The sequence below is a fragment of the Geothermobacter hydrogeniphilus genome, from assembly GCF_002093115.1.
Lineage (GTDB): Bacteria > Desulfobacterota > Desulfuromonadia > Desulfuromonadales > Geothermobacteraceae > Geothermobacter_A > Geothermobacter_A hydrogeniphilus.
Map to the genome: position 1 here is coordinate 47,871 of NZ_NAAD01000014.1, position 22,103 is coordinate 69,973.

General features: G+C 60.2%; 21 protein-coding genes. 9 read left to right on the forward strand and 12 right to left on the reverse strand.

All coding sequences use genetic code 11. The features are described 5' to 3' along the window. The first annotated feature begins 3 nt into the window (after window positions 1–3). A complete protein-coding gene (locus B5V00_RS11480; RefSeq protein ID WP_085010944.1) occupies window positions 4–1,530 on the forward strand; it encodes a PAS domain-containing sensor histidine kinase in 1,527 nt (508 codons plus the stop codon). Between the two features lie 13 nt (window positions 1,531–1,543). Here B5V00_RS11480 and B5V00_RS11485 read toward each other — a convergent pair whose 3' ends face one another. From B5V00_RS11485 to B5V00_RS11505, 5 genes are all read right to left on the reverse strand, one after another. Beyond that, on the reverse strand, window positions 1,544–2,005 hold the full coding sequence (locus B5V00_RS11485) for a hydrogenase maturation protease (protein WP_085010945.1): 462 nt from the start codon (window positions 2,003–2,005) through the stop codon (window positions 1,544–1,546). Next, window positions 1,992–3,269, reverse strand: a complete 1,278-nt coding sequence (locus tag B5V00_RS11490) for a Ni/Fe hydrogenase subunit alpha (RefSeq protein ID WP_085010946.1) — start codon at window positions 3,267–3,269, stop codon at window positions 1,992–1,994. The genes B5V00_RS11485 and B5V00_RS11490 overlap by 14 nt, the downstream gene beginning before the upstream one ends. Beyond that, window positions 3,266–4,003: an NADH-quinone oxidoreductase subunit B family protein gene (locus B5V00_RS11495; protein WP_085010947.1), complete on the reverse strand. Its 738-nt coding sequence runs from the start codon at window positions 4,001–4,003 to the stop codon at window positions 3,266–3,268. The genes B5V00_RS11490 and B5V00_RS11495 overlap by 4 nt, the downstream gene beginning before the upstream one ends. Next, window positions 4,000–5,913: a 4Fe-4S dicluster domain-containing protein gene (locus tag B5V00_RS11500; protein WP_085010948.1), complete on the reverse strand. Its 1,914-nt coding sequence runs from the start codon at window positions 5,911–5,913 to the stop codon at window positions 4,000–4,002. The genes B5V00_RS11495 and B5V00_RS11500 overlap by 4 nt, the downstream gene beginning before the upstream one ends. A gap of 788 nt (window positions 5,914–6,701) precedes the next feature. Then, a complete protein-coding gene (locus B5V00_RS11505; protein WP_085011012.1) occupies window positions 6,702–8,066 on the reverse strand; it encodes a sigma-54-dependent transcriptional regulator in 1,365 nt (454 codons plus the stop codon). A gap of 282 nt (window positions 8,067–8,348) precedes the next feature. Here B5V00_RS11505 and B5V00_RS11510 point away from each other — a divergent pair, with 282 nt between their 5' ends. Beyond that, window positions 8,349–8,816 (forward strand): hypothetical protein, encoded by a 468-nt coding sequence (locus tag B5V00_RS11510; protein ID WP_085010949.1) that lies wholly within the window; start codon window positions 8,349–8,351, stop codon window positions 8,814–8,816. Between the two features lie 235 nt (window positions 8,817–9,051). Here the strand turns inward: B5V00_RS11510 and B5V00_RS11515 are convergent, their stop codons facing one another. The 7 genes from B5V00_RS11515 to B5V00_RS11545 all read right to left on the reverse strand — a co-directional run bounded on the left by B5V00_RS11515 (window position 9,052) and on the right by B5V00_RS11545 (window position 14,372). Then, complete coding sequence (locus tag B5V00_RS11515; RefSeq protein ID WP_085010950.1) at window positions 9,052–9,234, reverse strand: hypothetical protein; 183 nt, start codon at window positions 9,232–9,234, stop codon at window positions 9,052–9,054. A 76-nt stretch (window positions 9,235–9,310) separates the two neighbouring features. Continuing rightward, window positions 9,311–9,697 carry a c(7)-type cytochrome triheme domain-containing protein gene (locus B5V00_RS11520; RefSeq protein WP_085010951.1) on the reverse strand — a complete coding sequence of 129 codons (387 nt, stop codon included), beginning with the start codon at window positions 9,695–9,697 and terminating at the stop codon, window positions 9,311–9,313. Window positions 9,698–9,730: 33 nt separating this feature from the next. Continuing rightward, entirely contained in the window at window positions 9,731–10,480 is a 750-nt protein-coding gene (locus B5V00_RS11525; protein WP_085010952.1) for a 4Fe-4S dicluster domain-containing protein, read from the reverse strand. A gap of 31 nt (window positions 10,481–10,511) precedes the next feature. Further along, window positions 10,512–11,732: an NrfD/PsrC family molybdoenzyme membrane anchor subunit gene (gene nrfD / locus B5V00_RS11530; protein WP_245803956.1), complete on the reverse strand. Its 1,221-nt coding sequence runs from the start codon at window positions 11,730–11,732 to the stop codon at window positions 10,512–10,514. Window positions 11,733–11,792: 60 nt separating this feature from the next. After that, window positions 11,793–12,236, reverse strand: a complete 444-nt coding sequence (locus B5V00_RS11535; RefSeq protein WP_085010953.1) for a NifB/NifX family molybdenum-iron cluster-binding protein — start codon at window positions 12,234–12,236, stop codon at window positions 11,793–11,795. A gap of 31 nt (window positions 12,237–12,267) precedes the next feature. After that, the gene (locus B5V00_RS11540; RefSeq protein ID WP_085010954.1) at window positions 12,268–12,603 is read right to left on the reverse strand and encodes a hypothetical protein; all 336 of its coding nucleotides are present in this window, start codon (window positions 12,601–12,603) and stop codon (window positions 12,268–12,270) included. Window positions 12,604–13,040: 437 nt separating this feature from the next. After that, on the reverse strand, window positions 13,041–14,372 hold the full coding sequence (locus B5V00_RS11545) for a sigma-54 interaction domain-containing protein (RefSeq protein ID WP_085010955.1): 1,332 nt from the start codon (window positions 14,370–14,372) through the stop codon (window positions 13,041–13,043). A 307-nt stretch (window positions 14,373–14,679) separates the two neighbouring features. On the opposite strand from B5V00_RS11545, the gene B5V00_RS11550 reads away from it, so the two are divergent. From B5V00_RS11550 to B5V00_RS11580, 7 genes are all read left to right on the forward strand, one after another. Next, the gene (locus tag B5V00_RS11550) at window positions 14,680–15,021 is read left to right on the forward strand and encodes a hydrogenase maturation nickel metallochaperone HypA/HybF (RefSeq protein WP_085010956.1); all 342 of its coding nucleotides are present in this window, start codon (window positions 14,680–14,682) and stop codon (window positions 15,019–15,021) included. 2 nt (window positions 15,022–15,023) lie between these two features. Continuing rightward, window positions 15,024–15,746, forward strand: coding sequence for a hydrogenase nickel incorporation protein HypB (gene hypB / locus B5V00_RS11555; RefSeq protein ID WP_085010957.1), 723 nt, complete (start codon window positions 15,024–15,026; stop codon window positions 15,744–15,746). 72 nt (window positions 15,747–15,818) lie between these two features. Next, on the forward strand, window positions 15,819–16,049 hold the full coding sequence (locus B5V00_RS11560; protein ID WP_085010958.1) for a HypC/HybG/HupF family hydrogenase formation chaperone: 231 nt from the start codon (window positions 15,819–15,821) through the stop codon (window positions 16,047–16,049). Continuing rightward, window positions 16,046–17,146, forward strand: coding sequence for a hydrogenase formation protein HypD (gene hypD, locus B5V00_RS11565; protein ID WP_085010959.1), 1,101 nt, complete (start codon window positions 16,046–16,048; stop codon window positions 17,144–17,146). Before B5V00_RS11560 ends, hypD begins: the two co-directional genes overlap by 4 nt. A gap of 240 nt (window positions 17,147–17,386) precedes the next feature. Then, on the forward strand, window positions 17,387–18,400 hold the full coding sequence (gene hypE, locus B5V00_RS11570) for a hydrogenase expression/formation protein HypE (protein ID WP_085010960.1): 1,014 nt from the start codon (window positions 17,387–17,389) through the stop codon (window positions 18,398–18,400). A gap of 146 nt (window positions 18,401–18,546) precedes the next feature. Further along, complete coding sequence (locus B5V00_RS11575; protein ID WP_085010961.1) at window positions 18,547–21,084, forward strand: PAS domain S-box protein; 2,538 nt, start codon at window positions 18,547–18,549, stop codon at window positions 21,082–21,084. Then, complete coding sequence (locus tag B5V00_RS11580; protein WP_085010962.1) at window positions 21,081–21,473, forward strand: response regulator; 393 nt, start codon at window positions 21,081–21,083, stop codon at window positions 21,471–21,473. Before B5V00_RS11575 ends, B5V00_RS11580 begins: the two co-directional genes overlap by 4 nt. Window positions 21,474–22,103: the final 630 nt, after the last annotated feature.

Consider the following 22,103-nt stretch of genomic DNA (forward strand, 5'->3'; position numbering starts at 1 on the left):
TTTTTGCTGCCGACAAGGGTCAAGGACATTCCGTTGCAACCGGACAAAGAGACCATGAAACAGGCGCCATTAACAGATTTTCTCAAACTGCTGCCGGTTGAACTGCTGTTGCGCACTATGCCCAGCGGCCTGTTCCTGGTCGATACGGACCAGCGGGTGGTCTACTGGAACAGCGAAGCGGAACGGATCACCGGCTACAGCGCCGAGGAAGCACTCGGCCGTCACTGCTCCTTCCTTGAGGGAGTGGAATGCGGCCGCGGCTGCGGGCTCTACAGCCCGACCGTTGAAAAACCGGTTATCGGCGCCATCTGTACCATTTACACCAAGGCGGGCGATTCCCTCATCATCAGTAAAAATATCGACTATCTGCGCAAGGATGGTGAGATCGTCGGCGGCATCGAGTCCTTCATTGATGTCACCGAACAGAAAAAACTCGAAGCCGCCCTGCGCCGCCAGAGCGAACAGCTGGAAAGCACTGTCGCCCAGCGCACCGCCGAGCTGGAGAAGGAACGCAGCCGCCTGAACAGCCTGCTTGAGGCGATGACCGACTTCGCCTACATCGTCACCGATGATTACCAGCTTTCCTACATGAACCGGGCGATGATCGAACAGCTCGGCGACCATGTCGGCGAGTGCTGTTTCAACTCCCTCCATGACCTGAACCATCCCTGCCCCGACTGTCCCATCGAGCGGGTCGGTGCCGGTGAAATCGTCCGCGAAGAACGTTTTATCCCGAAACTGAAACAGACCCACGAACTGCTGCACACCCCCCTGGCAAGCAGTGACGGGAAGACGTTGAAACTGGCGGTCTGCCGCGATATCACCGAACGCAAGGCGGTGGAGCAGGCGTTGCGTGATGCCAATACGGAGCTTGACGCCTTCGCCCACACCGTCTCCCACGATCTGCGTTCGCCGCTGACCCCGATTATCGGCTTCGCCGAGTACCTGCGCGAACAGTACCGGGACAAGCTGGATGAACAGGCCCTCGGCCTGCTGCGGGACATCGAAACCCAGGGGCACAAAATGCTGCAGCAGATGGAAGACCTGCTGGTCCTGGCCCAGATCGGCAAACTGCCGCAACCGGCCGAGCCGCTGTCGACCAATGCCGTGGTTGCGGATGTGATGGAGAACCTGCGGGATGAGATCGCCGACAAACAGGCCGAGATCAGCGTCGGGCTGCTGCCCGCGGCCCGGCTGCCGGAAACCCTGCTGATCCAGATGTTCAGCAATCTGCTCGGCAACGCCCTGCGCTATGGGTGTGAACCGGGGGGAAAGGTCGAAATCAGCGGCGAGCGGGAAGGCCGACGGTTGCGCTACCAGGTCCGCGACCACGGCCGGGGACTGGAAGAAAAGGAACGGGAACGGATTTTCGAACCCTTCACCCGTGGCCGATCCAGCACCGGCGAGGGCACCGGCATCGGCCTGGCGATCGTGGCGAAACTGGCCCGCATCTACAATGGCCGCGCCCGGGTCGAGGAAACCCCGGGAGGCGGCTGCACCTTCGTCGTTGACATGCTCGAACCGGAATAATTCCTGACCCGGGTTATTCGCCACACTCCAACCGCCGCCGCAACTCCGCCAGGGCGGCAGCGACACCGCGACAACCCGCCATCGACAGCCCCATCCTCCGCTCAACCGAACCCGGCTCGACCGCAAGCAGACCGAACCCCGGCGGCAATGCGCCAAGAGCCATGGCCAGCTGCAGGGCCCCGGCGAGTCCGGCATGGGCGTCAAAACCACCCGGCTTCAGGCGGAGCAGATCGGCGGCATCCAGCCAACACCAGCTTCCGGGACTCCGCCCCATGCGCACGGCATCAACCAGCCAGACCCGTTCATACCCCCGCCAGAGATCGAGCAGTCCGAGGCCGACCGTACCGGCCTCGACCACGGCCACCCCGGGCGAAAGACGCTCCCCGGCAAGACGTTCGGCAACCGCCACGCCGATACCGTCGTCCCCCATCAGCGGGTTGCCGACACCGAGAATGAGCAGCTCAGGTGAAGTCAACGGTCAACAGGTGGGTTGAGCAACTGACACACGGGTCATAGGCACGGATCAGTTTTTCGCACTGACGAGTCAGTTCCTCGCGCCCGGAAGACAGCAGTTGCGGCACCCGGGCACGGAGGTCGGCTTCAATATTGGCCAGGTTCTGGGCCGTCGGAATCACGCAGTCGGCCTGCTCGATACGTCCATCGGCGGCATAGCGATAAGCGTGGAAAAGCAGGCCGCGGGGAGCCTCGATAGCCGCCGCGCCCCAGCCCGGACCCTGCGGTGTCGGCAGCTCTTCCGGCGCCAGGCCGGCAAGCAGCAGATCGTCGATCAGGTGAATGGCCCGCTCGACGCCATGGACCACCTCCACCAGGCGCGCCGCCAGAATCCGGTAGGGATTGCAGGTGGCCGGTCCGACCTCCAGGGCCGCAGCGACCTGGGTCGCCATCGGCGAGAGATGGTCGAAATTGTTCCGCAACCGCGCCAGCGCACCGACCATGAAACTCTCTCCCGACAGGCGGGCAAACTTGGCGTTCGAATGCGGCACCAGGTATTCCTCGATCACCTGCTGGTAATCCGCCACCGCACAGTCAACCCCGGCACTGGAAACCAGTTGCCGGCCGAAAATGGGATAATCCCCGTCCCCGCGCAGGGAAAAGTATTCCGTTTCCCGCTCAAAGTCGGGGTAATCGAGGGCGGCGAAAATATCAACGCTCGCTTCCAGGTCGGGCAATGCCGCGACCAGGTCGCGACGCAGTTCCTGCAATTCGGCCGCCTCCGGCAACCGCAGAAATCCGCCGACCGTCGGCGTCACCGGGTGCACCGGGCGGCCGCCGACAATCCGGCAGATATCATTGGCCAGTTTTTTCAGCTGCAGGGCATGGCCGACCAGGGCGCGTTCACTGCGCACCAGCGGCAGAATGCTCGAGACCCCATAGTAATCGGGGATCGCCAGGAAAAAGAGCTGCAGCAGATGACTCTGCAGAATCTCCCCATGGGCCAGCAGCAGGCGCAGGATACGGGTCTGTTCGCTGACCTCGATGCCGAGCGCCTGCTCGGTGGCACAAAGCGAAACCAGGGTATGAGAATTGGAACAGATTCCGCAGATGCGCGCGGCAATGGGGGCCACTTCGGTGAAATGTCTGCCTTTCAGCATCGCCTCGAAAAAGCGGGGCGACTCGACGATTTCAAGCCGCAGCTCGCGCAATGTGCCGCGCGCGCTGTCGATCACCAGGTTGGCATGCCCCTCGATACGGGCCAGGTGCTGGACGGCAATTTTCATCCCCGCTTCTCCCCGCTCAGGTTGAAAATGCGCAACTCATTGAGGATATCCTCCTCACTCAGGCCATGTTCTTCGAGAATCCGGTAATAGGGGCCGGAGCGGGGCGCGTCGACCTGGCCACGACAGCCGCGGCAGCGGTCCCCCTCGGCGATGCAATGAGCGTCGCAGCCGGCACGGGTCAACGGCCCGAGACAGACCACCCCGCGTTCGAAGGTACAGGGCAGCTCCAGCAGCTTGCATTCGGCGCAGACAGCATAGGTCGGCAGCTCAGGCATCCGATCGATCAACAGGGACTGAAGGATGGCAAGAAATTCCCGGCCGTCGATCGGACAGCCGGGAACCCGGCCGTCGACCTTGACGAAAGCCTCCAGCGGCCGGGGATGCCGGTATCGCAGATCGCCGACCGCCGTCCCGTAGACTTCCCCCACCAGCTGCTCCGGTGTCCTGTCCGTGCAAAGAGCGTTGATGCCGGTGGTGTCGGCACAGGCACCCAGGGCGAACAGCTGCCGGCTGCGGGCGCGAATCGCCTTGAGGCGGCGGATCTCCGCGGAACTGCAGATACTTCCTTCGACAAAGGCGATGTCGAGCGCCTCGCCCTGGTCCGAACTGATCTCACGAAATTCGACGATCTCCATCAACTCGACCAGGTCGAGAAGCTCCCGCTCAAGGTTGAGGACCGTCAACTGGCAACCTTCGCAACCGGTGAAATCAAAAAAACCGACTTTCGGCTTCATCGCTCAATCGCCTCGCGCAGATGCTGCACCTGGCTGTAGGGGAAGATCGGCCCGCACTGGCAGACCGTGATATCGTTGATCTGGCAACGCCCGCACTTGCCGAGTCCGCACTTCATGTGCCGCTCCAGGTTCAGGTAGATGGTCTCGGTGGTGAAGCCGAGACCGAACAGCAGCGGATTGACGTTGCGATACATCACCGCCGGTCCGGAGACCGCCGCCACCGCCCGCGCCGGTACGATATCAAGATCCCGGAACAGATGGGTGATATCCCCGCCGGTCACTCCCCACTGGGAACCGAAATGCTGCACCGCGAAACGGCAGTCGAGCTGATCGCCGAGATGCCAGCGCTTCAGGTCATCCCGAAACAGTGCCTGATCGATGCTGTGAGAGCCGTAAAGCAGCATCACCCGGCCGAACTCTTCGCGGCGGGCAAGGATGGTCAGCAGCAGCGAACGCAGGGTCACCAGGCCGATGCCGCCGGCCACCAGCAGCACATCCCGGCCGACGAACTCCTCGACCGGAAAACCGTTACCGAAGGGACCGCGCACGCCGATGGCGTCACCGGCCTTGAGCCGATGCAGCGCCTTCGTCAGGCTCCCCTTGGAACGGACCACCAGCTCGATTTCGTGGCCGTCGGCATCGGGCGCTGAAGCGATGGTCAACGGCGCTTCACCGACGCCGAACACCGAAACCTGCATGAAGGCGCCGGGACGGAAAGAGACCGGTTCGGGAAGCCGCAGCCGGAACAGCTTCTCCCGCCCGGTCAAAGAATCAACCGACAGCAGCTCGGCCATCTGCGGCTGGTATTCAAGACCGGGAGAGGGACTCTGCACGGCCGCGACCTGTTCGGCGAAGAGGCTGTTGAGAACTTCGGTGTTGTCGATTCCGGCCAGGCATTCTCGGGCACAGCGGCCGCAGCCGACGCAGGCGGTGCGCTGGTGCTTCTCCCACAGGTACTTGTATTTGCGAAAGAAGCGATGACGCTGGCGGTCGGTCTGATCGGGACGGAAATCACTGCCGCCGGAGACCTTGGTGAACTGATCGAACTGGCAGGAATCCCAGGTTCGCACCCGCTCACCGCCCTGCAGATTGATATCCAGTCGATCCTGGACGTTGAAGCAGTAGCAGGTCGGACAGAGCAGGTTGCAGGAACCACAGCCGAGACAGCGCTCGCCGATCTCCTGCCAGATGGCGTGGTCATAGACTTCACCCAGCACCGGAGCAAGCGATTCCATCGGAAAACGGAGGCTGCGCTGACAGCTTTTGCCGGCCGGAGGCAGTTGCGGGTTGTCGACCTCGCGGATTTCCGGCAGATACCGACGCAACAGACGCAGGCCACGGGCCGAACCGACCCGGGCCAGGTACCCATCATTGCTGCGATGGAGAAAAAGATCGAATCCACTGTCGATCTTGTCAGTCCCGAGGCTGGTGCAGAAACAGAACTCGTCAGGCTCACAGTCGACACCGATCAGTACCGTCGCCTGGCGCTTGGCCTGGTAGGTACTGTCGGCCTCCCCTTCAAACAGGCAGTCGTCGAGAACCTGCACCGCGTGCAGGTCGCAGGGATGCATACCGAAGATCACCCGCGGCACAGCAGCCTTTTCAGCTTCCAGCATCACCTTGCCGCCGAGCCGGAAACGAAACAATTTTTCCCAGTTGGGAAAGAGAAATTTTTTCGGCGAATGGACCCGCGGCGGGAATTCAAGCTTCAGTTCGGCCGGATCGCTGATGCGGTCGAGCGTGTAGCGGCCGTCCTTCATCCGGGCACCAACCACCTCGTAGGCGACACTCAGGGAACGCACCAACTGATCGATATCACCGCGGGAGAGAAGATACCAGGCAGAGGGTCCAGCCTGTTGTTCAGGCTGACCGGGCCGGGGCGGGATCTGGAGAGCTTCGTTTTTGTCCAAGAGGAACCATTTCTTTCGCAAACAGGAGGCTTCAGTCTACGCAAGAGGGCTTTGCCGGGTCAAGCGGGAGGGATGAAAAGAAACCGCTCACCAATTCACCACATACGGCACAAAGCGGCTCAAATGTCGTCAGAGGCAAGACACACGAAGACTGAACACAGGCGTAGCGGCAGCTACTTCGAGAATTGAAGGCTGAACGCAACGCCGCAGGAGGGTGCGTTTCAGCCGCCCCCCCCACCACCACCGTTGAAGGCGGTCGAGATTCGTGCAGATGCAAGGCGTCTCGTAACTGAAGGAGTGAGGTGTAGCGGCAGCTACTCCGCAGCGACTGAAGGCGCGAGCAACGCAGCAGATGTGCGGATATCGGCCGCCCTCGCAGAAAAACCGCAGGGTCGCGGCCCCGCTCGCCGCCTTCGCCTTACTCTTGCCTGCTCGCAAGAGTAAGCAGAAAGAGCTTTCGCCTGCGGCGGGCATGGACACTGCCCCTTGCCAACCCTGCAGATAACGAAACCCACGGTGCTCCCGTAGCCACGCCCGGCAGTGGTGGTACGTGAAGCTGTCTACGCAGGGAGGCAGACAAGCGAGCTGCTCAAAGGAAGCATTAAAACCAAAAGACGCAATCCGTAACCGTTTTTCTTCAACACCACCGTTCCAAGGCGGTCGAGACGTGCGTAGATGCAAGGCGTCTCACAGCCGAGGGAGTGAGGCGTAGCGGCAGCTACGTCGCAGCGAGCGAGGATGGGAGCAACGCAGCAGATGCGTGCGTCTCGGCCGCCCTCGCAGCAATTTCAGCCGCCCTGCTCCTTAGTGATGTTGTATTGCTTGATCTTTCTGTCCAGCGTCTTCCGGGCGATACCGAGAATACCGCTGGTCCTGAGCTTGTGATAACCGGTCTGACGATAGACCTGCTCGATGTAGAGCCGCTCGACATCTTCGAGAGACAACTGCTCCCCGGGCAGGGAAAATTCGACCGGACCGCCCTCGGAGATCTTGACCGGCAGATGGGCGACATCGATGACATCTCCCTCGGCGAGGATGGTGGCCATCTCGATGACATTTTCCAGTTCCCGGACATTGCCGGGCCAGTGGTAGCTGACCAGCAGGGAAAGCGCCTCGGAAGAGATTCCCTGATCACCACGCGGCGAATATTTCTTGATGAAAAACTGCGCCAGCGGCGGAACATCATCTTTCCGCTCACGCAGCGGCGGCACCTTGATGGTCACGACATTGAGACGGTAGAAGAGATCCTCACGGAAATTGCCGAGCCGGACTTCGGCCTCCAAGTCCTTGTTGGTAGCGGCGATGAAACGGACATCGGCCTTGCGGACCTTAGTCGAACCGACCGGGATGAACTCCTTTTCCTGCAGTACCCGCAGCAGTTTGGCCTGCAGGGCGGCGCTGATATCACCGATCTCATCAAGAAACAGGGTCCCGCCGTCGGCCTCCTCGACCAGCCCGCGATGGTTGGCCGCCGCGCCGGTGAAAGCGCCCTTGATGTAACCGAAGAGCTGACTTTCCAGCAGTGTATCGGTCAGCGCCGCACAGTTGATGGTCAGAAACCGCTCTTCGTTGCGTCGGCTGCTGTAGTGGATGGTTGAGGCAATCAGTTCCTTGCCGACTCCGCTCTCCCCCTGGATGAGAACGCTCGCTTCGCTCGGCGCAACCTTCCTGGCCAGGTCAACGGCCTTGCGAAAAGCACTGCTGCGAAAAATGACCTGATCCGGATCAAAACGCCGGCGGATCTCGGCCTTGAGCGAACGGTTCTCGGTCACCAGCCGGTTGCGCTCAATAATCTTGTCAACCAGAGCAAACAGTTCATCGGCGAAGAAGGGCTTGATCAGATAGTCATGGGCCCCCTGTTTCATGCAGTCGACGGCGCCGCGCACAGTGGCAAAAGCGCTCATCATCACCACCGGCAACTGCGGCTGCATCACCCGCAGGCGGCGCAGCACCTCCATACCGTCCGTCCCCGGCATCTTGACGTCGAGCAGCACCAGGTCGGGCTGGGCGTCACGCTGCTCCTGCAGCATCTTCAGCAGCGGCGCCCCGCCGGCAAAGGTGTCGACCTGGAACCCGCGCGATTCGAGCATGGCGCGCAGAAAATCCAGAATCTCCTGTTCGTCGTCACAAACCAGAATCCAGCCCTGTTGCATGAGTTCATCCTCAATGACGAAACCGATCGTCGCAGCAATTGATTTACCGGTCCGCACCATAGCAGATTCCGCAGTCCTGCGGCAACGCCGCGCATCCCGAATAAAGATAGCCGGCATGCCGGCCGATTAGTTAGATTGAGGATTCCGAAACCATCCCCTGAATTTGCGAATCACTGATTCGGGGATGGTCAAAGAGATGAATCTGCGATATATTAAAAGAATTGAATGGTAAGAACCAATATCTGGCTACCGGGACTTCATTAGAACAAATGAGGCATCGGCATGTGGCAAAAAGCCCTGACCGTCATTTCAGGTGAACGTTACACCGTCCTGTTCGCATTGCACATGGGGGGGCTCTATCTGCTTCCCGGACTGTTCGGCGGATACCCCTGGCGACCGACTCCCGCCTGGTTCTTCATCTTTCTGACTCTCTCCTACCTGATGGCGGTTCTGTTTCGCAGCTGCTACCGCACCCGGACCGAACATCTCGCGGGACTTCCGGACCGAATGGAGCCGCCCTGGCTGTTCAAATTGATCGTTTTCTGTATTGAATGGGTGAAAGCGATTGCCGGTGCCGTGCTGGTGATCTGGTGGATCGGCGGTCTGCTCTTCATCCACGATTTTTTCAGCCAATATTCCCTCATCATTCCATGGCTGGTCAGTCTTCTGCATTCCATCCTGATCTACCTGCTGGCCCAACTCAACCAGAGCCTGTTCGACCTTATTTCTTTCGGCGCCACCCAGGATTGATGCTTTCGCAAAAAAGCATCAAGAGTGTTGGCTAGGCAAAAAGCGCCGGCAGCAAGGCGCGCGATTGTCGAGCAATGAGGCGTACTTACGTACGTCGAAGCAGCGAGGCAAGCGCAGCAACGCAGCTGCTGGTGAGTTTTTGCGACGCCATCAGGATTGATCCAGGCAGCGCCTTTTCCACTTCCGGAGTCGGGAGCCGCGAAGCGACTCCGGACTCCGGTTCCCACAACATGGCTCAACCGTTGAAATTCGCACCGATCCAGGCCAGGATGGGCCAGGCGACCAGAACCAGGGTACAGGTCGCAAAAAGCGCCAGAACGATGGTCAGCGCAGCGAGCCAGAGGTTGGCGACCGGGTTGCGTTCAACCTTACTGATACCGGCTTCATGGGTCATGGTTTCGGATTTGAGAGCTGTCATGACAAGCCTCCTTGTTGTCGTTGGCCACCGGTTTAATGGTGACCGTGGTTTAAAGTATCCTTCCGGTGAACAGTTCCTACTTCCGACCAGGCTCCGGGGCATTGACCAGGCCGAGGGCCCGTTTGTACCCCTTGACCCCTTCATGGCAGTCGGCGCAGCGGGTCTCTGACGAAAAGACGGTGCTGCCGTCGTGACAGGCTCCGCAGTAGTTCCCTTCCGCCAGACCCTTCATGGTGAAATCATCCTTCGCTTCCGCAGCGCCGGCCTCGTATTCAAACAGCCCGCCGTGACAGGAGTCACACTCCAGCCCCAACTCTTCAACATGCAGGGTATGACTGAACAGAACCCCGACCACCGGTTGCTTGAAATGGATATCACCCCCATGGTCGACATCCTCGGCAAAACCGGGGCCGGCAATCAGCAGAACCAGGCCGCATATCAGACAGATGAAAAACAAGCGCATGACGTGAACCTCCTCAGGGTCGACCCGCCGGCTTCAGCCACGGGTGTAGAAAACATTGGGTTTGGTTCCGGCTTCCGGCCGCAGGACCCAGACGGTCTGGCCGATCTGGTGAACCCGCCGATGAACCGGATCGTCGTCCCGGGACAGATCACCGAAAATCCGCGCCTGTGCCGGACAGGCGGCGGCACAGGCGGTTAGCTTCTCGCCCCGGCTGAGCCGCGCCTCCCAACAGAAATCGCACTTGTCGACCGCCATCTTCTCCTCGTTGAAATAGCGGGCGTTGTAGGGGCAGGCCATCTGGCAGGTCAGACAGCCGATACACTTCTTCGAGGTCATCATCACGATGCCGTTGCGCGGATCCTTGTAGGTCGCTCTGGTCGGACAGACCCGAACACATTGCGGCAGATTGCAGTGATTGCAGAGCACCGGGATGAACTCGCGCTGCTGCCCTTCAGCACCGGACATTTCCCGCTCGAGGATGTCGGTGCGATAGCCGTAGGCCGGCACGTGGTTTGTTTTGGCACAGGCCTGCTTGCAGCGTTCACAGTCGATACAGCGATCCTGGCGGATCAGCATCCCGTAGTGCGGCTTGTAGGGATACTGAGCAAGGAAATCACCGCTTGAGGCGAAACTCCGGCGAACACTGCTGGTCACCGCAAGGATGGTTCCCCCGGCGAACACTCCGGTGATGGCAAAACCGAGCTTGAGAAAATTGCGCCGTTCCCGGTCGGGCAGGTTCTCGATCCCTTCGTTTTTCAGATTGTCGAACTTCAAAGCTGTCATGACGATATCTCCAGTGTCGAATCACAGGGGTTCAGTGATGATGAGGGTCAACCTTGTGACCGTCGAAAATCTTTTCTCCGAGCAGAAACAGGCAACCGGTCAGACCGAACCCGCCCAGAGTGACCAGGATTTCTAGATAGGACGGAAAATACTCGATCATCCCTCTGGCTTCGTTGACCCCGAGGGAGTAGTAAACCGGAACGGCCTGTCCAACAATGACCATGTTGTAACGCATGAAAAACAGGCCGACGATCATCAGCGCCGACCCCACAAACATGAGGCGCAGATTGGTTCCCCTGGAGCAGATGAAGAGAATCAACGGCAGCAGAAGGGCCAGGCCTATTTCAAAAACCCAGAAATTGACGGCATAAGGACCACGGATCAGCGCCATGGCTCCCAAATAGGCACCGCCGGGCTCCCCGGCGAGCAGAGCGACCATCCGCCAGACGGTAAAGAACGACACGATGCAAATGCCGAGAATAGCCACCTTGCAGCAGGCGTTCATGGCCTTCACCATGGTTTCGTTCATCGGCTCGCCCCGGAGACGATAGGCCAGGACGTGGAAGAAGATCAGTACGGCGGCACCGGTCATGACCGCCGAAGCGATGAAAAAGATCGGCAGGTAGGCGCCGTGCCAGAAATCACGCCCATTGAGCAGACCGAACACGCCTGCCAGGTTGCTGTTGGCCGCGATCTCGCCGATCACCGCAATGAAGCCACAGACAACCGCCAACCGGTATTTCCGGAGATAGAGAAAAGCGAACTCCAGGATCATAACTATCAGGGCGACCCCGTAGAGGGTTCCCATCCACCAGATATTCGAGGTCAGATTGGGAGAGATGATGTTGTAGAGCATCATCCGGATCGGAACCTTGATCTCCGCGCTGATCACGAAAAACCCGGCGCACAGGGTTACGATCGCCAGAAACACCGCACGCTTGGCGAGCGGCACGAATGATTCGACCCCGAAAATGTGACCGATACTCGAAACCAGACAGAGACCCGTCGACGTCACAACAAAATAAATGTACGTCGAGATGAGAACCCCCCAGGTCAATTCCCGACTGACGTTGTAATAGATGTGATGCCCCCCCACCGTAGCCATAAGCCCGGCGGCTGAACCGGCCAGCATGATCAGGGCGCAGATCAACAGTGCCAGATAGTAGGAGTTGCTGCACGATTTGATGCGGTCGACGAGCAGGCTTTCAAGCTCATTGAGTGTCATGCCGTTGACGATGGTTCGCTGAGTCATGGTACGTCCTTTCCTTCCCTGAATGATGTGATTCCAAGCCCGCGGGGCCACTCCAAAGGGCTATCTCTGCTCACCAAACGGAAGAGCTTCGATCTTCGCGGAAACCGTTTCCGACAGGTTGCGGCGCGCCTTGCCCATCAGGCAGTAGGGGCTGCCGCTCTGGTTCGGTTCCGTCGCCGGCCGAAAATCCCCGCGCTGCCAGGCCAGCAGGGCACCGGCCGCCGAACCACTGACCCCGAGGTAGATCCGGATCCCGTGCCCGGTGAGCAGACGAAACGCCTTGGGGCCGACCCCCCCGGTCAGCACATGGGTCACCTGCAACTGGATCAGGACTTCCGCCGTCCGCTGCCCGGCCCCCTGCAGCACCGCCCGGTTCTCGCTGTTGTCCAGCACCAGCCAACTGTCCTCGTCGAGGTTGTAGACCAGCAACCAGTAGGCGCGCCCCAGCCGCTCATCGATGGTGCAATCGGGGGTGGGTCCGCAGCTGCTGACAGCGATTTTCATGATCGGCTCCTCTGCCCCCCCCCGGGGCGGCTCACAAAACCAGCGCCTGATTTCCGGAGTCTTCCAGGCTGCGCGTCGCCCGCCAGCGGGCCATCAGTTCCGCCGGCTCGGCGGGAGGAGTCTGCCAGTGCCAAACCCACTGCCGCTCCAGACCGGCCAGCAACCAGGTCGGGCGGTCACTGGAAACAATTCCGGAAACCAGCTGTTCGGCCAGCCACTGGCCGAAAGAAGCTGTCTCCGGATCGTAGGTATGCAACTGCCAGGAAGGATTCTGCTGCTCACCGGAAATGCTGACGATGAAGAAGAGGCGGGCCAGACCCTTGTGGGGGGAAACCAGGCGATGGTAATAGGGAATGGCGACTTTCATAAACCGAGCCCTCCGAAACGCTGCAACACAAACCACGCCCGACAAGACTCCAAGAGCTGTGCCGAAAATACAATGAAGTAAATTTAATTTTAAAGCATCAATAAAATCAGGCACTTTTACCTTGAACCGGCAACCTGGACCGACCCGACAGAAACCCGGCAGGTGTTGCAGGTGCAACGCTTATTTATTAAAACATTTTATGGCAACCGTTGCGATCAACGTGCTTTTCGGCGATTTATGGTAGGCGGAAAACAATGAAACTGACAGGAAAATCCGGGAATCAACATCCGTTCTAAAAATTGGATAAATATAATTGTTGCAGACAAATGAAATGTTGCAGAATGAAATGCAACATCCCAGCCGCCGCGTCACAGCCTGTAGCCACAGGGCACGGCAGGCATAACGCCGGTTGCTGAATCCAGGAGGGGGGATGATGGTTACAGGAGCTGGTAGCGCTTCATCCAGCGCCACAGGGTGGTCCGGTCGACACCGAGCTCGGCGGCGGTCTGCTGGCGATTGCCGTGGTGCCGATCAAGCATTTCAATAAGGGCCTCCCGCTGCGGCATCCGGGCAGGGCGGGGCGGAGAAGCCTGGGCGGACAGGTGCTCGACAAATCCCCTGGGGAGATGCTCCGGTCCGAGCTCGCCATTGCGTCCCAGGATCACCATCTGTTCTAGCAAATTGAGCAGTTCGCGGACGTTGCCCGGATAGTCGTAGTCGAGCAGCTGCTGCAGAACGGCGGGCGCCAGTCCCCGGATCTGCTTGCCGTACTGGAGATTCAGGCGTTCGAGAAAGCAGTCCACCAGCAGGGGGATATCCTCGGGACGCTCCCGCAGCGGCGGGATGCAGAGCGAAACCACGTTGATCCGGAAATAAAGATCACGGCGGAAGGTCCCCTTGTCAACCATCTGCTCGATGTTGCGATGGGTGGCGGTGACGAACCGCACATCGGCCTGCTGCGGCTGCCGGGCTCCCAGCGGCTGGTACTCGCGGTTCTCCAGCACCCGAAGCAGCTTGACCTGCAGCGGCAGGGGCAGGTCGCCGATCTCGTCGAGGAACAGCGTCCCCCCCTCGGCCATTTCCAGGCGGCCGGGCCGGTTTTCTACCGCCCCGGTATAGGCACCGCGCCGCGCCCCGAAGATTTCCGCCTCCAGCAACTGCTCGGGCAGGGCGCCGCAGTTGACCACCACCAGCGGCCGGTCGCGACGCGGGCTCAAGTTGTGGACCGCCCGGGCGACCAGTTCCTTGCCGGTACCGCTCTCTCCCTGGATCAGGACCGTGGCATTGCTGGCGGCAATGTCCGGCAGCACATCAAACAGGCGGCGCATCTTCTCCGAGCGGCTGACCATCTCCTCAAAAGCATAGCGGGTGCGCAGCTCTCTTTTCAGGCTGCTCAGCGAGGACAGGTCGCGGATCGTCTCCACCGCACCGATGATCCGCCCGCCAGCGTCCCGCAGCACCGAGGCACTGATGGAAATGGGAACCTTACGACCGCTTTTGTGCAGGATGTCGAACTCCCGGTTGATCACCGGCTGCCCGGTCGCCAAGGCCTCGCGGACCGGGCAGTCCGTACCGCAGGCCACCGAGGCGAAAACCGCCTTGCAAGGCCTGCCGAGCACTTCGTCGCAACGATACCCGGTGATCTCTTCCGCTGCGCGGTTGAAAGAGGTGATGCACAGCTTCCGGTCGACGGTGAACACCCCGTCAGCCAGACTGTTGAGAACATCTTCAGACATCTCAGAATGGAGCTGAACAGTCTGATTCGGCATGTTGCGGACCTCGTTGCAGCACAGGGCGAACCTGATACAGAAACACGCACAAAAGAAAAGCGATGCCTAATTAGGGTAATCAAACATTGACTCTTCCGCAACAGAAATCGACTTCTGAATGGCTGGAATTTTCTCGGCAAATCCGCATCTTGCAAAATTTTCCGTTATCTTCAACAGGTTCCACACCGAAACGTATACGGCAAACCCACTTCCGGCCACTTGATTTTTCCGCGGATAGCCCCGTATAGTGACTTTTCATCCTCGTCCCTGAACCAGCGAACGCATTCCGGCAGACCGGACATCATCCATGCACGAACTCGGCATCACCCGCAGCATTGTCGACATCGCCGAACGTACCGCCCGGGAACACGGTGGCAACAGAGTCACCTCGGTCACGGTCGAGATCGGCGCCCTCTCCGGAGTCATCCCCGACGCCGTGGAGTTCTGCTTCGAGGCCTGCAGCAAGGGCACCCTGCTCGACGGCGCCCGGCTGATCGTCGAATCAATTCCCGGCCTCGGCCGCTGTCCCGACTGCGGCCGGGAACAGGAGATCGACAACCACAGTTTCGCCTGCGGAGACTGCGGAGCCCTCGGCCTGGAACGCCTGCGGGGGGAAGAATTACGCGTCAAGGAACTGGAGGTCGACTGACCATGTGCATCGATTGCGGTTGCGCCGAACGAACCGAACAGGCCCATCACCACGGGCATGACCATGACGGCAAGACGATTCAGGTCGGCGAAGACCTGCTGGCCAAGAATGACCGGCTGGCCGCCGTCAACCGACAGCGGTTCGCCGGCCACGGGCTGCTGACCCTGAACCTGGTCAGTTCTCCCGGCTCGGGCAAGACCACCCTGCTGGAAACCACCCTGCGTACGCTCAGGGCCGAACTGCGTTTTGCGGTTCTCGAAGGCGATCAGCAGACCGCCAACGACGCCGACCGCATCGCCGCCACCGGCGTTCCCGTTCACCAGATCAACACCGGCGCCGGCTGCCACCTCGACGCCCATATGGTCGGCCATGGCGTCGACCATTTCGACCTGGCGAATCTCGACGTGCTGCTGATCGAAAATGTCGGCAACCTGGTCTGTCCGGCCTCCTTCGATCTCGGCGAAGACTGCAAGGTCGCCGTCCTCTCCATCACCGAGGGGGAGGACAAACCGCTCAAGTACCCGCAGATGTTCCGCGCCGCCGAACTGGTGATCATCAACAAGCTCGATCTGCTGCCGCACCTCGACTTCGATCTTGAAACGTGCCGTGACTACCTCCGCCAGGTCAACCCGCAGGCCCGGGTGATCGAACTTTCCTGCAAATCGGGCGAGGGGATGGAAACCTGGTACAACTGGCTGCGCGAACAGCTGGCGAAGAAAAAATAACCTGAATTCTCCCTTTGGGCCTTTCCCAAAACCTCGAGCCTTGAGCCTCGAGCCTGATCACGGAGTGATCCCATGTGTTTAGGCGTTCCCATGCGGGTCACCCGCATCGAAAATGACACCGCCATTTGTGAAATCGACGGCGTCCGGCGCGAAGCCTCGCTGATGATGGTCGACGGGGTCGAGGTCGGCGATTTCGTTCTCATCCATGCCGGCTTCGCCATCGAAAAGATCGATCCGGAAGAAGCGGAGCTGACTCTGAAAGCGCTGCGCGAAGCCCTCGATATGGGACTGGTGCCGGAATGAATGAACTCAACTTGACCACCGCCTGGCGCGATCCCGAGGTGGCCCGCGGCCTGCTGGCGCGAATCGAACGGGCTGTCGCCGGCTACCGGGGAGAAATGACCCTGATGGAGGTCTGCGGCACCCACACCATGGCGATCTATCAGCACGGCATCCGCGCCCTGCTGCCGGAAGCGATCCGGTTGATTTCCGGTCCCGGGTGCCCGGTCTGCGTCACCCCGGTCGACTACGTCGATCATGCCGTGGCCCTGGCCCGCCGGCCCGATACCATCATCGCCACCTTCGGTGACATGGTACGGGTCCCGGGTTCGTCGAGCAGCCTGTTGCACGAGCAGGCTCGGGGGGCGCAGATCAGGGTCGTCTATTCCCCCCTTGATGCCGTCGCCCTGGCCGCCCGCAACCCGGACAAGCAGGTGGTCTTTCTCGGCGTCGGCTTCGAAACCACCACCCCGACGGTCGCGGGAGCAATTCTGGCGGCTGAAAAACAGGGGCTGACCAACTTCAGCGTGCTCGGCTCCCACAAGACCATGCCGGCGCCGATGGCGGCCCTGACCAACGATCCCGAACTGCAGGTCGACGGTTACCTCTGCCCGGCCCATGTCTCAACGATCATCGGCGTCAACGCCTATCGGCCGCTGGTCGAACAGTGCCGGGTGCCCTGCGTGGTCACCGGCTTCGAACCGCTTGACATGCTCCGGGGGATCGAAATGCTCGCCCGCCAGGTGATCGAGGGACGCGCCGAGGTTGAAAACGAATATTCGCGGGTCGTCAAACCGGACGGCAACCCGAAAGCGCGACGCATTCTCGAAACCGTCTTCGAGCCCTGCGACGCGACCTGGCGGGGAATCGGCATCATCCCCGACAGCGGTCTGAAAATCCGCGCGGAGTATGCCGACTACGACGCCATCCGCAAGCTGCCGGTCAACGTCGAAAAACCGGTCGAGCACACGGGCTGCCAGTGCGGCGAAATCCTCAAGGGCAAGGTCCGCCCCGGCGACTGCCCCTTGTTCCGCACCGCCTGCACCCCGGAGAACCCGGTCGGCGCCTGCATGGTGTCGAGCGAAGGAACCTGCGCGGCGGAGTACAAATACGGTTGTTGAAAATCTTTTTGCCACCAAGGCACCAAGTCCACCAAGTCCACCAAGAAAGTTTAAAACTCATTTAACGGAGAGGCGGAGAGGAGCAGAGACGGAGAGAAAATCTTTTGGGTTTAAAACCGGAAATTGCTTTTGGTTTTCTCTGTGTCCTCTCCCTCTCTGCGACTCTCCGTTAAAAAAGGTTTTCTTGGCGCTCTTGGTGTCTTGGTGGCCGCATTTCATCAGTTGAAAGAAGGGCCTTCCATGAAACCCGACATCATCCTTCTCGGCCACGGCAGCGGCGGCAAACTGAGCCACCAGCTGCTCGACGACATCATCATTCCCGCCCTCTCGGGGGTCGCTCCCGAACAGCAGAACGACGCCGCGGTGCTGCCGGCCGTCGACGGCGAACTGGCCTTCACCACCGACTCCTACGTGGTCGACCCGATCTTCTTCCCCGGCGGCAATATCGGCGACCTGGCCGTCAACGGCACGGTCAATGATCTGGCCATGGCCGGGGCGGTGCCGGTGGCAATCAGTGTCGGGCTGATTCTCGAAGAAGGGCTGGCGATCACCGAGCTGAGGAAGGTGCTGGAATCGATGCGGCAGGCGGCCGACGCCGCCGGAGCGAAGATCGTCACCGGCGACACCAAGGTGGTGCCGCGCGGCAAGGGAGACAAGATTTTCATCAACACCGCCGGTATCGGCCGGATACCAAAAGGTCGCAACCTCAGCGGCAACGCCGCAAAACCGGGCGACAAGGTCCTGATCAACGGCGCCATCGGTGACCACGGCATGGCGGTACTCGCCAGCCGCGAGGGGCTGGAACTGAGCAGTGATATCGAAACCGACAGCGCCGCCCTCAACGATCTGGTCGAAACCCTGTTTGCCGCCTGCGGTTCCCATATCCATGTCCTGCGCGACCCGACCCGCGGCGGCGTCGCCACCACACTGCGGGAGATCGCCGGGCAGTCCCGGGTCGACATCACCCTCGACGAAACCGCTCTTCCAATCCACGAAAGCGTCCGCGGCGCCTGTGCCATTCTCGGCCTCGATCCGCTGTTCGTCGCCAACGAAGGGAAACTGCTGGCGATCGTCGCCGCCGACCGGGCCGAGACCGCCCTGCAGGCGATGCGCCGCCATCCCGCCGGCGGGGAAGCCGCCATCATCGGCGAGGTCAGCGCCGCATCGAGCGGCCGGGTGCTGATGCGCACCACCATCGGTGGCCTGCGCGCCATCGAAATGCTCGCCGGAGAACAGCTGCCGCGGATCTGCTGACAACATCTGCAAGAACCATAACTGTCCCCCCGACCCTGACAACATCCCTGCGGATGATATACTGACTGCTGAATCGGTCTGTCCGGCACTGCAACAGCGACTCTGCCCGAATCGTGAAACTCTGCCTCCCATCCGCTAGAGGTGGCATGTCCGCATCAGCCGTCCGACATCCCTTTCCCGGGTCTCCGGCAACAGTCATCTGCCTGTTATTCTGCCTGCTGTTGCTCGGTCCGGTCGCGCACAGCGCAACGGCTCCGCTGCAACTGACCCACGCCGAACAATCCTGGCTCAAACGCCATGCCCGGACCATCCGGGTCGGCATGCTGCCCAACTATCCCCCCATTGAATTTACCGAACAGGGGCGCCACCAGGGCCTCACCGCCGACTACCTGCGACTGCTTGAAAAACGCCTCGACATCCATTTCCTCCGCATCCCGGCACGGAACTGGGGCGAACTGCTGCAGATGGCCCTTGACCATCGCATCGATCTTATCGGTTCCATCCAGCAAACCCCGCGACGTTCCAGAAAGCTGCTCTTCACCAGTGTCTATGTGCGCCTGCCCAATGTCATCATCACCCGCAAGGGCGGACCGAAGAAATTGACCGAACAACAGCTGGCCGGGAAAAAGGTCGCTGTTGTTCGCGGCTACGCCAGCGAAAGCTACCTGCAGAAAAAAGTTCCCAAAGCCCTGCTGGTGGCTGTAAACAGCGATCTCGACGGATTGCAGCAACTGGCCTTCGGCAAGGTTGACGCCCTGGTATCAGATCTTTCGGTAGCCAGCTGGAACATCGACCAACTGGGGCTGAGCAATCTGCAGGCCAGCGGTTTCATTGATTTCCGCTGGGATCTGCGCTTCGGCATCCGCAACGACTGGCCGGAGCTGCAGAAAATTCTCAACAAGGCACTCGATGCTATCCCGCAACAGGACAAAGACGAGTTGTTCCGACACTGGGTCGGACTCTCCCCTGAAAAACCGTTCAACCGCAGAGAGATCGTCATTGTCGCCCTGGTACTCGGCCTCTGCCTGTTGCTGATGCTGGCCATTGGGCTCTGGAACCGTATGCTGGGACGGGAAGTCAGACGACAGACCCTGGCATTGCAGCAGGCCCTGGAACGAGAACGCAACGCCCGCACCGAAGCAGACAGCAAAGAGGCCCAGTTGCGGGAGTTGACCGACAACCTGCCGCAGACGGTTTTCGAAACCGACTGTGATGGGCGAATCACCTATGTCAACAACCAGGCTCTGGAATGGAGCGGGTACAGTCGGGAGCAGATTCTCAGCAGCCGGATCCAGGACTTTCAGCATCCCGACGATCAACCACGCATCGAAGAGCGCATCAAGGTTCTGTTAAACGGCGATGACGCTACGGGCCGACTCTACCGAATCTGCCTTGCCGACGGCCGGTTCCGCAACGCCCTCATCTATGCCCGCGCGATTCACTCGGGCAACAAACCGGTCGGTCTGCGCGGCATTCTGGTTGACATCACTGAACGGCAGCAGGCCGAACAGGAACTGCGCGAAAGCGAAGAACGCTTCCGGGAAATTTTCAACGCGACCACCGAAGCCCTGTTCATTCACAATGCTGAAGACGGTCGGATTCTGGACCTCAATCATACCGCCGAAATCATGTACCGGGGCAACCGGCAACAACTGCTGGCCAGCGATGTCGACACGCTCAGTTCGGGCATCGCTCCCTATACCCGGAAGGATGCCAGGCACCATCTGGAAACCGCCTACCGGGAAGGGCCGCAAGTTTTCGAGTGGCATTCCCGCCGACTCGACGGAGAACTCTTCTGGACCGAAGTCAGCCTGCGCGCAACCACCATTGCCGGCAGACAGGTGATGATCGCCGGGGTCCGCGACATCAGCCAGCGCAAGCAGATGGAAGAGTTTATGCTGCAGTCGGAAAAAATGTTGACCATCGGCAAACTGGCCGCCGGCATCGCTCACGAAATCAACAATCCGCTGGCAGGCGTCCTGCAGAACCTGCAGATCCTCTCCCTGCGCCTCGACCCCGAGGGAGCGGCCAACCAGGATACCGCTGCAGAAACCGGGCTCCCGCCAGAAACCCTGGCCGCTTACCTGAAACAGAGACAGATACCGCACATCATCGACAGCGCCACCGAAGCCGCCCTGCATGCCCGAACCATCGTCGAAGACCTGCTGACATTCAGCCGCCGACCGAACCGGAAGCGGCCGGTAGATCTGGCAACCGTCATAAAGACCGCCCTTAAACTAGCCTCCACGGAATTCGACCCGGGACAAAATTTCGATTTTCGCCACATCCGCATAGAGAAACGAATGGCGTCCTCTCTGCCGATGATTCAGGGAACCTCCGACCAGTTGCAGCAGGTGGTCCTCAATCTGCTGCGCAATGCGGCTCAGGCGATGATCGAAGCGGGCACTGAGAAGCCAACCATCTCCATCACCCTTGAACAGCATGGCCAACACATTCTGCTGCAAATCAAAGACAACGGTCCCGGCATGGATGAACAGACCCGGCTGAGAATCTTCGAACCCTTTTTCAGCACCCGGCTTGGGCGCGGCGGAACAGGGCTCGGCCTGGCCCTGGTCTCCTACATTGTTCACCAGAACCACGGCGGCAGCATTTCCGTTGAGTCGAGCCCCGGACGGGGCTGCTGCTTCAGCATTCGGCTGCCAATTCCCAGGGAGGATTCATGACTTCAGCAGCAACACCGAAAGCCATTCTGATTGTCGACGATGAGCCCTCCATTCGTGACAGTCTGCAGATGTTCCTGGAAGATTGCGGTCATCAGGTCAAAACCGCGGCATCGATGGCAGAAGCCCTCAAGCTGCTGGAGCGGGAACCGTTCGGCCTGGCACTTGTCGACGTCCGCCTCAGCGACGGTAACGGCAACCAGCTGGCCCTTGAAGCTCATGCCCTGCAACCGCACCTGCGACTCCTGATGCACACCGGATCCATCGAATACCAGCTGCCGCCGGAACTGGCAGAATTGGGACTCGGCGAAGACCAGATCCTGCGCAAACCACAACCCGACCTGATGACGGTGCTGCGTCGCATTGAAACGGAACTGGGCTGTCAGGAGTAAATGCCCGCTCGCTCCATACTCCTCTACCGCCGAAGGACGAGGAATTTTCCGGATCAAGGCGCAGCCCGAGGAGCGCGGAGGCGTAGCGGCAGCCGGCGTCCTGAACCCCACGGAGGTTCGTCAAATTGCGCAGGGCTTTGGTGTGCCCGCAAGGCACACTTGCCCCTGCATAGTTCTCTATGCAGGGGCAAGTACAACGCAGCAGGCGCGCTAAATCACAAGCAAGTTACGAAGATGCGTGGGGTTCAGGACGCTCAGCACAAGCGAGGAGGCCTGCAACGCCGAACTGGGGCAAAAGACCCGCCCACAACGAAGAACGAAGCTCGATCGCTCCGTGCCCCCCCGCCGTCAAAGGGCGAGGGATTTTGTGCCGAATCAAGGCGTGTCCCGATGAGCGCGGAGGCGTAGCGGCAGCTACGTCGCACAAGCGAAGAGGGAGACAACGCAGAGTCGGTGCAAAAGACCCGCCCCAGCACCAAAAAAAACGCGTCCGGCCCTTGCAGGCCCGACGCATCAAATAACAGTTAAAAGCGCGGTGTCAGGATCGGAGATTCTCATCCCCAAAACGATGTTTGATCATTGTTTTAGCAGAACAACTTATCGGCAGTCAAGGATTTTTTTTAATTTTAT

Excerpts from the sequence above, each read along its gene's own strand:
- B5V00_RS11490 (WP_085010946.1), bottom strand. The coding sequence starts at position 3,269 with ATGAAAATTGCCGTCCAGCACCTGGCCCGTATCGAGGGGCATGCCAAC.
- B5V00_RS11495 (WP_085010947.1), bottom strand. The coding sequence starts at position 4,003 with ATGAAGCCGAAAGTCGGTTTTTTTGATTTCACCGGTTGCGAAGGTTGC.
- B5V00_RS11505 (WP_085011012.1), bottom strand. The coding sequence starts at position 8,066 with ATGCAACAGGGCTGGATTCTGGTTTGTGACGACGAACAGGAGATTCTG.
- B5V00_RS11510 (WP_085010949.1), top strand. The coding sequence starts at position 8,349 with ATGTGGCAAAAAGCCCTGACCGTCATTTCAGGTGAACGTTACACCGTC.
- B5V00_RS11515 (WP_085010950.1), bottom strand. The coding sequence starts at position 9,234 with ATGACAGCTCTCAAATCCGAAACCATGACCCATGAAGCCGGTATCAGT.
- B5V00_RS11520 (WP_085010951.1), bottom strand. The coding sequence starts at position 9,697 with ATGCGCTTGTTTTTCATCTGTCTGATATGCGGCCTGGTTCTGCTGATT.
- B5V00_RS11525 (WP_085010952.1), bottom strand. The coding sequence starts at position 10,480 with ATGACAGCTTTGAAGTTCGACAATCTGAAAAACGAAGGGATCGAGAAC.
- nrfD (WP_245803956.1), bottom strand. The coding sequence starts at position 11,732 with ATGACTCAGCGAACCATCGTCAACGGCATGACACTCAATGAGCTTGAA.
- B5V00_RS11535 (WP_085010953.1), bottom strand. The coding sequence starts at position 12,236 with ATGAAAATCGCTGTCAGCAGCTGCGGACCCACCCCCGATTGCACCATC.
- B5V00_RS11540 (WP_085010954.1), bottom strand. The coding sequence starts at position 12,603 with ATGAAAGTCGCCATTCCCTATTACCATCGCCTGGTTTCCCCCCACAAG.
- B5V00_RS11545 (WP_085010955.1), bottom strand. The coding sequence starts at position 14,372 with ATGCCGAATCAGACTGTTCAGCTCCATTCTGAGATGTCTGAAGATGTT.
- B5V00_RS11550 (WP_085010956.1), top strand. The coding sequence starts at position 14,680 with ATGCACGAACTCGGCATCACCCGCAGCATTGTCGACATCGCCGAACGT.
- hypB (WP_085010957.1), top strand. The coding sequence starts at position 15,024 with ATGTGCATCGATTGCGGTTGCGCCGAACGAACCGAACAGGCCCATCAC.
- B5V00_RS11560 (WP_085010958.1), top strand. The coding sequence starts at position 15,819 with ATGTGTTTAGGCGTTCCCATGCGGGTCACCCGCATCGAAAATGACACC.
- hypD (WP_085010959.1), top strand. The coding sequence starts at position 16,046 with ATGAATGAACTCAACTTGACCACCGCCTGGCGCGATCCCGAGGTGGCC.
- hypE (WP_085010960.1), top strand. The coding sequence starts at position 17,387 with ATGAAACCCGACATCATCCTTCTCGGCCACGGCAGCGGCGGCAAACTG.
- B5V00_RS11575 (WP_085010961.1), top strand. The coding sequence starts at position 18,547 with ATGTCCGCATCAGCCGTCCGACATCCCTTTCCCGGGTCTCCGGCAACA.
- B5V00_RS11580 (WP_085010962.1), top strand. The coding sequence starts at position 21,081 with ATGACTTCAGCAGCAACACCGAAAGCCATTCTGATTGTCGACGATGAG.